The organism is Catenulispora rubra (assembly GCF_015356825.1).
Taxonomy (GTDB): domain Bacteria; phylum Actinomycetota; class Actinomycetes; order Streptomycetales; family Catenulisporaceae; genus Catenulispora; species Catenulispora rubra.
The window spans coordinates 59,383-69,227 of sequence record NZ_JAACYW010000024.1; the positions used below are offsets into that span (position 1 = coordinate 59,383).

At 70.5% G+C, this 9,845-nt stretch carries 8 protein-coding genes; 5 read left to right on the forward strand and 3 right to left on the reverse strand.

What is annotated here, in order from left to right; translation table 11 throughout:
- Nucleotides 1-101 precede the first annotated feature (101 nt).
- Complete coding sequence (uvrA, locus tag GWK61_RS09875; protein WP_194907481.1) at nucleotides 102-3,260, reverse strand: excinuclease ABC subunit UvrA; 3,159 nt, start codon at nucleotides 3,258-3,260, stop codon at nucleotides 102-104.
- A gap of 177 nt (nucleotides 3,261-3,437) precedes the next feature.
- Between uvrA and GWK61_RS09880 the strand changes: the two genes are divergently transcribed.
- From GWK61_RS09880 to GWK61_RS09890, 3 genes are all read left to right on the forward strand, one after another.
- The gene (locus GWK61_RS09880; protein ID WP_194907484.1) at nucleotides 3,438-4,208 is read left to right on the forward strand and encodes a maleylpyruvate isomerase family mycothiol-dependent enzyme; all 771 of its coding nucleotides are present in this window, start codon (nucleotides 3,438-3,440) and stop codon (nucleotides 4,206-4,208) included.
- A 9-nt stretch (nucleotides 4,209-4,217) separates the two neighbouring features.
- Entirely contained in the window at nucleotides 4,218-4,823 is a 606-nt protein-coding gene (locus GWK61_RS09885; RefSeq protein WP_194907486.1) for an MBL fold metallo-hydrolase, read from the forward strand.
- 109 nt (nucleotides 4,824-4,932) lie between these two features.
- A complete protein-coding gene (locus tag GWK61_RS09890) occupies nucleotides 4,933-5,589 on the forward strand; it encodes an MBL fold metallo-hydrolase (protein ID WP_194907488.1) in 657 nt (218 codons plus the stop codon).
- Nucleotides 5,590-5,644: 55 nt separating this feature from the next.
- Here GWK61_RS09890 and GWK61_RS09895 read toward each other — a convergent pair whose 3' ends face one another.
- The gene (locus GWK61_RS09895; RefSeq protein ID WP_194907490.1) at nucleotides 5,645-5,884 is read right to left on the reverse strand and encodes a hypothetical protein; all 240 of its coding nucleotides are present in this window, start codon (nucleotides 5,882-5,884) and stop codon (nucleotides 5,645-5,647) included.
- Nucleotides 5,885-6,263: 379 nt separating this feature from the next.
- On the opposite strand from GWK61_RS09895, the gene GWK61_RS09900 reads away from it, so the two are divergent.
- On the forward strand, nucleotides 6,264-6,977 hold the full coding sequence (locus GWK61_RS09900; RefSeq protein ID WP_194907492.1) for a DUF1275 family protein: 714 nt from the start codon (nucleotides 6,264-6,266) through the stop codon (nucleotides 6,975-6,977).
- A gap of 307 nt (nucleotides 6,978-7,284) precedes the next feature.
- On the opposite strand, the gene GWK61_RS09905 is transcribed toward GWK61_RS09900, so the two are convergent.
- A complete protein-coding gene (locus tag GWK61_RS09905; RefSeq protein WP_194907494.1) occupies nucleotides 7,285-8,550 on the reverse strand; it encodes a chitinase in 1,266 nt (421 codons plus the stop codon).
- A 284-nt stretch (nucleotides 8,551-8,834) separates the two neighbouring features.
- Here GWK61_RS09905 and GWK61_RS09910 point away from each other — a divergent pair.
- Nucleotides 8,835-9,845 (forward strand): chitinase (locus GWK61_RS09910; protein ID WP_194907495.1); only part of this gene is annotated, 1,011 nt, incomplete at its 3' end.

Sequence of the window (9,845 nt, forward strand, 5' to 3'; positions counted from 1 at the left end):
TTGAGGCCCGGTCGTGTGGTGAACATGCACTGGACATGCGGCGGGCCCGCGCCGATCAGCACGATCGGCACGGGCCCGTGCCCCTACGCATACCCCTATTGCTACTTCTTCGCGGCGGCCTTCTTGGCGGGCGCCTTCTTCGCGACCGTCTTGGCGGCCGTGGTCTTGGCCGCCGCCGGAGTCTTGGCCGCCGGAGTCTTGGCCGCCGGTGCCTTCGCCGCGGCGGTCTTGGCCGCCACCGCCGTCTTCTTCGCCGCCGCCACACCGCCCGATGCCGTACTCGCCGCGCCCGCCGCACCCGCCGGCTGCGGCGCGTTGCTCCGCTTCGCCGCCTCGATCGCCTCGGCGACCTTCGGCTTGCGCGCCTGCGCCGCCGTCAGCGCCGCGGTCGCGGCGTTCGCCTCGCCGTGCAGTATCGGCTCCAGGAACCGGCCGGTGTGGCTGCCGGCCACCTTCGCCACGTCCTCCGGCGTGCCCTCGGCGACCACGATGCCGCCGCCGCGCCCGCCCTCGGGACCCATGTCGACCAGCCAGTCGGCGGTCTTGATGACGTCCAGGTTGTGCTCGATCACGATCACCGAGTTGCCCTGGTCGACCAGCCGCTGGAGCACCCCGAGCAGCTTGTTGATGTCCTCGAAGTGCAGCCCGGTGGTCGGCTCGTCCAGCACGTAGACCGTGCGGCCGGTGGCCCGGCGCTTCAGCTCGGCGGCCAGCTTCACGCGCTGCGCCTCGCCGCCGGACAGCGTGGTCGCCGACTGGCCCAGGCGCACGTAGCCCAGCCCCACGTCGACCAGCGTCTGCATGTGCCGGGAGATCGCCGGGACCGCCTCGAAGAAGTCCGCGGCCTCCTCGATCGGCATGTCCAGGACCTCGCCGATGTTCTTGCCCTTGAAGTGGACCTCCAGGGTCTCCCGGTTGTAGCGCGCGCCGTGGCAGACCTCGCAGGGCACGTACACGTCCGGCAGGAAGTTCATCTCGATCTTGATGGTGCCGTCGCCCTGGCAGTTCTCGCAGCGGCCGCCCTTGACGTTGAAGGAGAACCGGCCGGGCAGGTAGCCGCGGACCTTGGCCTCGGTGGTGTTGGCGAACAGCTTGCGGATGTGGTCGAACACGCCGGTGTAGGTGGCCGGGTTGGAGCGCGGGGTGCGGCCGATCGGCGACTGGTCGACGTGCACGACCTTGTCCAGCAGGTCCACGCCGTCCACCCGGGTGTGCCGGCCGGGCACGGTGCGCGCGCCGTTCAGCTCGCGCGCCAGCGTCGAGTACAGGATGTCGTTGACCAGCGTGGACTTGCCGGAGCCGGAGACGCCGGTGACCGCGACGAAGACGCCGAGCGGGAAGGCCACGTCGATGTCGCGCAGGTTGTTCTCCCGCGCGCCGCGCACCACCAGCTGCCGCTTGGCGTCGATCGGCCGCCGCATCGCCGGGATCTCGATCCGGCGCCGTCCGGAGACGTACTGGCCGGTCAGCGAGTCCTCGGAGGCCAGCAGGTCCTCCACGGTGCCGGAGACGACGACCTGTCCGCCGTGCTCGCCGGCGCCCGGGCCGATGTCCACGACCCAGTCGGCGATGGCGATGGTGTCCTCGTCGTGCTCCACCACGATCAGGGTGTTGCCCAGGTCGCGCAGCCGGATCAGGGTGTCGATCAGCCGGTGGTTGTCGCGCTGGTGCAGGCCGATGGAGGGCTCGTCGAGCACGTACAGCACGCCGGTCAGGCCCGAGCCGATCTGGGTGGCCAGCCGGATGCGCTGGGCCTCGCCGCCGGCCAGGGTGGCGCTGGCGCGGTCCAGGGACAGGTAGTCCAGGCCGACGTCGACCAGGAACTGGAGCCGCTCGTTGACCTCCTTGAGCACTCGGGCGGCGATCTGCGCCTCGCGGTCGGACAGGGTGAGCTCGCGCAGGTACTGCGCGCACTCGCCGACCGGCAGCGCGGCGATCTCGTCGATCGAGCGGCCGCCCTCGGAGCGCTCCCCACCCAGGGTGACGGCACGGATGACCGGCTTGAGGCGGGTGCCGTCGCAGGCCTCGCACGGGACCTCGCGCATGTAGCCGGTCAGGCGCTCGCGGGCGCTGTCGCTGTCGGATTCGGCGTAGCGCCGGGTGATCCACGGCTTGACGCCCTCGTAGGTGGTCTCCCACGCGCGCTTGGAGCCGTGCCGGTTGGTGTACCGGACCGTGAGCTTCTTCTTGTAGCCCTCAAGGATGACCTTCTGGGCCTTGGCCGGGATCCGCCCCCAGGGCGTGTCCATGTCGAAGCCGATCTCCTGGCCCAGGGAGGCCAGCATGTGCCCGAACCAGCTGGCGCCCATCCCGGAGGCGGCCCAGACGGTGATGGCGCCGTCGTTCAGGGTCTTGTCCGGGTCCGGGATCACCAGCTCGGTGTCCACCTCCAGCTTCACGCCCAGGCCCGAGCAGGTCGGGCAGGCGCCGAAGGGGGAGTTGAAGGAGAACGAGCGCGGCTCCAGCTCCTCGAACGACAGGTCGTCGTAGACGCAGTACAGGTGCTCGGAGTACATGCGCTCGCGGTTCGGGTCGTCCTCTGCGAGGTCGACGAACTCCAGCGTGATCATGCCGCTGCCGAGCTGGAGCGCGGTCTCCACCGAGTCGGTGAGCCTGCGCTTGGCGCTGGCCTTGACCGAGAGCCGGTCCACCACCACCTCGATGGTGTGCTTCTCCTGCTTCTTCAGCGTCGGCGCCTCGGTCAGCTGCACCACGACGCCGTCCACCCGGGCCCGGCTGTACCCCTTGGTCTGCAGCTCGGCGAACAGGTCGACGTACTCGCCCTTACGCTCGCGGACCACCGGGGCCAGGACCTGGAAGCGGGTGCCCTCCTCCAGCTCCAGCACCCGGTCCACGATCTGCTGCGGGCTCTGCCGGGCGATCGGGCGGCCGCACACCGGGCAGTGCGGGTGGCCGGCCCGGGCGTAGAGCAGCCGCAGGTAGTCGTAGACCTCGGTGATGGTTCCCACGGTCGAGCGCGGGTTCTTCGAGGTCGACTTCTGGTCGATCGACACCGCCGGGGACAGCCCCTCGATGAAGTCGACGTCGGGCTTGTCCATCTGCCCGAGGAACTGGCGCGCGTAAGCCGACAGCGACTCCACGTATCGCCGCTGGCCCTCAGCGAAGATCGTGTCGAACGCCAGCGAGGACTTGCCCGAGCCGGACAAGCCGGTGAACACGATAAGGGCGTCCCGGGGGAGGTCCACCGAGACGTCCTTGAGGTTGTGCTCCCGCGCGCCGCGGACGATCAGCCGATCCACTAGTGCAACCTTCCTGAAGACATGACTCGCACTGATGCTAAACGGGGCCTCCGACAAGTTCCGGATTCCGGCCGCCCCGCAGGTCCGCGCGCCGACCCGACTGCGGGCGCGCGATCCGTCCCAGCTACTTCAAGATCCGTGTGGCAGACGGGGGTCGGGTACGGAAGAGTTACCGCCGTGACCGAATCACCGACCATCCCCGCCTCCTTCGACGCCGCCGCCGACCTCGAGCAGATCACCGAGGCCACGGCGCACCTGCTGGCCACCGTCGCCGACATGACCGACGAGGAAGTGCGCGAGCCCTCGCTGTGCGACGGCTGGACGCGCGGGCACGTCCTGGCCCACATCGCCCGCAACGCCGACGGCCTGTCCAACATGCTCAACACCGCGGCGACCGGTGAGGTCACGCCGATGTACGAATCCGACGACAAGCGCAACGCCGACGTCGAGGCCGGCTCTTCCCGGCCGGTCGAGGAGCAGCTGGCGGACCTGCGGGAATCGGCGGGCCGGTTCGTCGAAGCGTACGCCACGGCGCAGGCGGCCGGGCACTGGGACGCCCCGGTGTACCGGACGGCCGGGGCGACCCCGTACCCGGCGCACCAGCTGCCCGGCAAGCGGCTCGGCGAGGTCCTGATCCACCATGTCGACCTGGACCTGGACTTCACCCCGGCGCACTGGTCGGACACCTTCACCGACCGCTGGTTCGCCGACGCGCTGGCCCGCTTCGAGACCCGGCCGGAGTTCCCGGCGCTGCGGCTGGACGTCGAGGAGGAGGACCAGGTCTACGGCGTGAAGGCGGAGCCGCAGGACTCCGGCGTGGTGATCGTGCGCGGCCCGAAGCGGGCGCTGCTGGCCTGGCTGCTCGGCCGGGCCTCCGGCGACGGGCTGGTCGCGGTGATCCCGGCCGGCGGCCGCGGCCCGCTGCCGAAGCTGCCGGCCTGGGCCTGAGGAGGGCCGATGACGTACCACGGCATCGTCCACGTCGGCGGCCCGCCGGCCGTGCACGAACTCGCGCAGCTGATCGTCACCAAGATCGCGGTCGGCCCGAAGGCGGCGAACTGCTACCTGCTGCGCGACCGGCTCAGCGGCGAGCAGGTGCTCATCGACGCCGCCGACGACGCCCCGGCGCTGATCCAGCTGGTCAACGGCGAGCTGGCGGCGGTGGTGACCACGCACCGGCACCGCGACCACTGGCGCGCGCTGGCCGAGGTGGTGGCCGCGACCGGCGCGGTGACGATGGCCGGGGCGCACGACGCGGGCGCGATCGAGGTCCCGACGAAGGTGGCGCTGCACGACGGGGACGAGATCCGGCTGGGGCACTCCGTGCTGACGGCGATGCACCTGGCCGGCGACGCGCCGGGGGCGGTGGCGCTGGTGTACGACGATCCGAAGGGGCATCCGCATCTGTTCACCGGGGACTTGTTGTCGGCGGCGGGTGCGGGTCCGACACCGGCCGAGCTACTGACCGGAGCGCTGGCAGCGCTGCCCGATGAGACGTGGGTGTACCCGGCTCGGGGAAACGACTCCACGCTGGGTGCGGAGCGGGCCGGGATCGGGGCGTAGAACCCACCTCGATTCGCTGTACCTCGATTCGCTATACCTCGGCACCGATGTCCCTCGGCACCGACACAGACCAGATTCGATCTCAGACCTCGAAGGAACCGAAGCCACCATGCCCGACTACACCGGCGACGTCACCCAGGGCGGCCCACCCGCCGTCCGCGACCTGCCCGCCCTGACCATCACCAAGGTCTCGGTCGGCCCCGCGGACAACAACGCCTACCTGCTGCGCAGCAAGAGCAGCGGCACCCAGGTCCTGATCGACGCCGCCAACGAGGCCCCGACCCTGCTGGCCCTGCTCCCCGACGGCCTCCAGGCGGTCATCACCACCCACCAGCACGGCGACCACTGGCAGGCGCTGGAAGCGGTCGTCGCCGCCACCGCGGCCCGCACCCACGCCGGGCGCGCGGACGCCGAGGGCATCCCGGTCAAGACCGACGTCCCGGTGGACGACGGCGACGTCCTGCGCTTCGACGACATCGAACTCACCGCAATCCACCTGGTCGGGCACACCCCCGGCAGCATCGCCCTGCTGTACCGGGACCCCACCGGCACCCCGCACCTGTTCACCGGGGACTGCCTGTTCCCCGGCGGCGTCGGCGGGACGTTCGGGAACAAGGAGGCGTTCGACTCGCTCTACGAGGGCGTGGTCACGAAGATCTTCGACCGGCTGCCCGACGAGACCTGGGTCTACCCCGGGCACGGGAAGGACACGACGCTGGGCGCGGAGCGTCCGCAGCTGGAGGAGTGGCGCGCTCGGGGCTGGTAGGAGCCGCGGGCATGCGTCACCACGGCTTCGGCGACGACGCCGGCTTCGCCGGACGCTAGTCGATCAGCACGGGGACAACGTGGGTGATGGTGTGCCCGCGTTCCCCGTCCGGCCAGCCGAAGCCCGCGACTTGGTGGGGGCCGTTGGGGTCGCCGACCACCTCGACCCAGAACCCGCCGCTGCCGCTGTAGAGCTGGCCGCCGTTGGTACCCGTGGCGAGGGTCAGGATGGCGTCCTCGGTGAATTCGGTGCCGTCGGGCGGCTGCAGGGTGGCTCTGATTCCGTGCATGGACACGTGTCGATCGTGTGCACGGCCGCCGCGCGCCGGGTAGCGGGCGGCGCCATTCGGGCGACCGCTCGTTCGCCGGCGATTGTCCTGTCGGGCCGTCGCGGGACTTTGAGGTCTCGTGGTTCATCACGGACATCGATGACGCAGGCGGCCTTCGAGACCTAGGTCGCGCGCCTGCTCGCCGAGGGCACCCAGGCCGGCACCAAGCCCGGCTTCGTGCCATGGGCACGCCACCGCGATGCTCCGGGCAGCACTCCCGATCGCGGCCGGTTCGTCGACGAGCAGGACCACAAGCTGCGCTTCTGGGTACCGACATCGTGACCTGCCCCCGTCGGCCTGGCGCGCCTGCACCGCCCGCGCCGGCACCCGCGCCATCCTGATACCCGTGGCGCGAGGGCGGAAGGTGCACGGCACCGCGGGGTTGCTGGTGCTGCTGACAGCGGTCGCGGGCTGGGTGGACTCGGTCGCCTACGTGCGCTCGGGCTCGGTGTTCGTCGCCAACCAGACGGGCAACGCGGTGTTCCTCGCCGTGCAGGTCGCCGAACGCTGGGTCCCGGGCGTGCACGACGCGGGCGTCCTGGCCGGGGCCGACACCTACGGCCCGTTCTCGTCACTACTCGGCTTCTGCTTCGGCGTCGCAGTCTCGGTGCTACCCCTACGCCGCTCCCGCCGCCACGGCAACGGGGAGCCACCGTGGGTCCTGCTGGCGATCGAGGCACTGCTGCTCGCATCGGTGATCGTGCTGGCCGCCGCCCCGCGCGAACTACGCCTAGGCGTCGCGGCCGCGGCGATGGGAGTGCAGAGCGTGTACGCGGCCAGGGTCGCCATGCGCGGCATCTCGACCACCACGCTGACCGGCACCCTCGTCACGCTGATCTCGACCTTCGCCGAGGAACCAGGGCGCCACGCGCGCAAGGGCATCACGCTGCTGACCCTGGTCTGGCTCGCCTACACCCTCGGCGCCTGGGGCGGCGCAGCAGCCGGACTGACCTGGTCGATCGGCACGGTGCACGGCCTGGCCGCGATGGCGGTCGCGATGGCGGCGATCGCGATGTGGTGGGATCGGCGCGGGCAGCTGCGGGGCGGCGCGGGTGGCTGAGGCTGACTGAGAGCGCGGAGCTCAGAGGGATAGGCCAGGTCAGGGTCGAGGCTAGACCTGGGCTGGGGCAAGGCCGGTCTGTCCTAGGGCTCGGGCAGGGCTCGAGCATGATCTGGGCCTGGGCCTGGGCCTCGGACAAGGGCTGCGCCTGGGGTTCGGGTAGGAGCTGGAGCTGGTCTGGGCCTGGGCCGCAGCTAGTTCTGGTTCTAGATGTGAGGTCCGCCTGGTCAGGGCGCGCAAAAACCGCCGCCGCCCGGTGTGACCCACACCGGGCGGCGGCGGCCGTCGGAGGACGGCGCGAAGCGTCTCAGCAGGCGCCGTCGTCCTTCCAGATGTTCCAGGCGATGGCCGAGCCCGGCGTCACGCCGGTCGACCAGTACAGCGACGTCCACTTGTGCCCGTTGTACGACACCACGTCGTTCGGTACGTACGACGTGCTCGCGCTCCACGCCGCCGCCGTGCAGCCACCGCCGCCGGTCGTCCCGCCGGTGGTGCCTCCCGTCGTGCCGCCCGTGGTCCCGCCGGTCGTCCCACCAGTGGTCCCGCCGGTCCCGCCGCCGCTGCCCGTGTACGGCACGAACGCGTCCGCGAACGCCAGCTTCGCGTCGCCGACCCCTGAGCAGGTCGACGAAGCGCCGCCGCCCGCGCCGCCGGGGCAGGGCTGGTCGCGGTCGATGGACCAGTACGCGAGCCGGCCGACGCCGTTGGAGGCGGCGAACTGCTCGACGCTGGCGGCGTTGCCGGTGGTGAACACCGAGCCGTCGTCGTTCACGCCGATCATCGGCGTGATGCCGAGGTTGGCGTAGGTGTAGCTCGGGTCGACGGACTGCATCTGCGCCAGGGTGGCCTGCGCGCCCCTGATCGCCGCCGCGCCCATGTCCTGCTGGCCCTGGTAGTAGTCCATGGCCATGATGTTGACGACGTCGATCTTCACGCCGACGTTCTTGGCGCTCTGCAGGATGTTGACGCCGTCCTGCGTCAGGCCCGAGGGCAGGGCCGGGATCGTCATCGAGAACTGCAGGCCGGGGTTGGCGGCCTTCAGCGCGGCCATGGCGGTGAAGTTCCGGGTGGCCGCGGCCTGGTCGGCGACCGCGGCGCCCTCGACGTCGAAGTCGAGGTGGTTCACGCCGTAGTCGCTGATGATCGCCTGGTAGCCGGCCTGGATCGCCGACTGGTCGCTGCAGGTCCAGGCCAGCGCCTCGCCGGCGGCGCCGCCGGAGGAGATGATGACCGAGGCGCCCTCGGACTTGGCGCGGGCTATCTCAGGGTCCGTATAGGAGTCGTTGCCGACCGGGAGCGTGTCGCCCCACTCCTGGTTGCAGCCGACGCCGATGATGAAGGCCGCGGTGTAGGCCTTCACGCCGTGCCCGGTGATCGCGGTGTCCAGGACCGGTTCCTGGCCGTTGGACATGTCGACGTACGGGGCGACGGAGTACACGTTGGCACCGGAGGCCGCCTTCGGGGCCGCCGAGGCGCTGTGCACGAGCGCCGTCGCGGTCGCGGCTATCGCCGCGGCAAGGAGTGCGCCGGTCCGGATCGCCATGCGGCGACGGCCCGGGGCTGGAGTCGTCATGGGAGGGTCGTACCTTTCCGTGTGGGGGCAGGAAGGTCTCAGTGTGAGGCGATGTAATCGCCCTGACACACAAAGTGGATTAGACCACTGAGTTCTGTCAAGGGTCTAAACCACTGATCTTTTCTCGCAGGTCAGCCGAGCGATCACTCATGCTTGACCCTTATTTGCCGCGCCTTTACCCGTAGCCCTTGACGGGAAGCTGGTCTAGTCCAATCATGATTCGCGACTGACGGAGTCAGTACTTTCCCTCGCTTTCCCTCCCCCGCCACCCGTTCGGAGACCCCATGGCAACCGCGAGCTTGAAGCGGCGAATAGCCTTGCCCACAGCGGCACTGGCCATCGCCGCCGGCACCACCATGGCGCTCGCCGCCACCGGCCACGCCGCGCCCGGCACGGCCCCGCTCAGCAGCACCTGGTACGCCTCGGCGCCGTATCTGATGCCCGAGGACAACTCGCCGCCGGACATCTCGGCGGTCATGGACGCGACCGGCCAGAAGGCCTTCCAGCTGGCGTTCATCCTGGCGCCCAACGGCGGCGGCTGTTCCGCGACCTGGGGCGGCACCAGCCCGATCGGCTCGGACACCGCCATCCCGGCCGTCATCAACACCATCCGCGGCAAGGGCGGCGACGTCTCGGTCTCGGTCGGCGGCTACGGCGGCACGAAGCTGGGCCAGACCTGCGGCAGCGTCGCGGCCACCGCGGCGGCCTACCAGCAGGTCGTCACCACCTACGGGCTGCACGCCATCGACTTCGACCTCGAAGAGCCGGAGTACGAGAACACCTCGGCCATCGCCAACGAGCTCGGCGCGGCCAAGACGCTGCAGCAGAACAACCCGGGGCTGTACGTCTCGGTGACGATGCCGGGCACCGCCGCCGGCACCGGCTGGTTCGGCACGCAGCTCCTGGACCAGGCGCACTCGATCGGGTTCACGCCCAACAACTTCTCCATCATGCCGTTCGACGGCGGCTTCAGCGGGGCGTCGTCCCAGATCTCCGCGCTGGAGGCGTTCCACGGCCTGCTGCAGACGCACATGGGCTGGGACTCCACGACCGCCTACCAGCACGAGGGCGTGTCGATGATGAACGGCCGCACCGACGCCGCGGAGTTCTTCTACCAGTCGGACTTCCAATCGGTGCTGAACTACGCGACCAGCCACGGCCTGGCGCGCTACACCTACTGGTCGGTGAACCGCGACCGGCAGTGCAGCCCGCCGGACAACAACGGCACGCTGTCGGGCAGCTGCTCCTCGGTCCCGCAGAACAACTGGGACTTCACGAAGTACACGGCGCAGTTC

Bases quoted from the DNA above. Each gene is read 5' to 3' on its own strand.
- GWK61_RS09885 (WP_194907486.1), top strand. From the start codon at position 4,218: ATGACGTACCACGGCATCGTCCACGTCGGCGGCCCGCCGGCCGTGCAC.
- GWK61_RS09890 (WP_194907488.1), top strand. From the start codon at position 4,933: ATGCCCGACTACACCGGCGACGTCACCCAGGGCGGCCCACCCGCCGTC.
- GWK61_RS09905 (WP_194907494.1), bottom strand. From the start codon at position 8,550: ATGACGACTCCAGCCCCGGGCCGTCGCCGCATGGCGATCCGGACCGGC.